We start from the raw sequence: 1061 nt of genomic DNA on the forward strand, positions 1-1061 counted from the left end.
AAAATCAGCACATAATTTAGGTGTATATTATTATAAAAACTTTAAATATGATGAAGCATATAAATGGTTTATGAAATCATATAAAACAGGTGATTTAAACTCACTATTATCAATAGGATTGATGTATATAGATGAGAAGAAATATGATGAAGCTATTAAGACTTTTAAAAAAGTTGGTAAATTAGGTGAACCCAGAGGTTATCGTAGTTTAGGATTTTTATTCATAAAAAACAAAGATGTAAAAAATGATAAAGAAGGAATAAAGTATTTAAAAAAATGTTATGAGATGGGATATGGATTATGTGCAGGTGGACTTGGTGCATACTATGAAGAAAATAAAAAGGATTATAAAAAAGCAGAAGAATGGTATAAAAAAGGGTTTGAACTTAAAAATGAAGAATCAATAAATAGATTAGGATTTATGTATTTAAAAGATTTAAATAATCCTAAAAAAGCAATTTATTGGTTTAAACAAGGCTACAATAAAATTAATTGTAAAAGTTGTATTGAAATTACTGCAAAAACTTATATTATAAATCTAGAAGATTATCCAAATGCTATAAAATGGTATAAAATTGATTATAAAGAGAATAAAACTCCTGAAGCTGTATATAACTTAGGCTTATTATATGAATATTCTAAAAATAAAAAAGAAGCTATTAAATGGTACAAAAAAGCTATGAAATATAAAAATATAAGAAATTTAGCAACTAAAAAACTAAAAAAACTAGGAGTATCATATGAGTAATGATATAAATAAAAGAACAATAATAAAACTTATAATGCTAATAACCTTATCTATAATAATACTAAATGCCCAAGAATTAAAAAAAAGTGAATATGATATAAATAAATGTATAAAAATAAAATATACAAAAGAAGATATAAAAAAGTATAAAAAACTAATACAAGAGGGTGAAATACAAGGATATAATTGTGCAGGTATATATTATATGCGACAAGGTAATTTTAAAGAAGCAATAAATTACTTTAATAAAGGAAAAGAAAAAGGAAGTATAGAAGCATACGCACAATTAGGAAGTCTATATTTAAGTTTTTTA

General features: G+C 22.5%; 2 protein-coding genes. Both read left to right on the top strand.

The annotated features are described in order from the left end of the window. The coding region (locus CRU93_RS14030; protein ID WP_164967716.1) for a tetratricopeptide repeat protein at positions 1-748 on the top strand (748 nt) is incomplete at its 5' end. Then, positions 741-1061: hypothetical protein (locus CRU93_RS14035; RefSeq protein ID WP_258238950.1), on the top strand; the 321-nt coding region annotated here is incomplete at its 3' end. The genes CRU93_RS14030 and CRU93_RS14035, both read left to right, overlap by 8 nt.

Origin of the sequence: Arcobacter sp. CECT 8985 (assembly GCF_004116495.1) — a bacterium.
In the GTDB taxonomy this organism is placed as follows: domain Bacteria; phylum Campylobacterota; class Campylobacteria; order Campylobacterales; family Arcobacteraceae; genus Malaciobacter.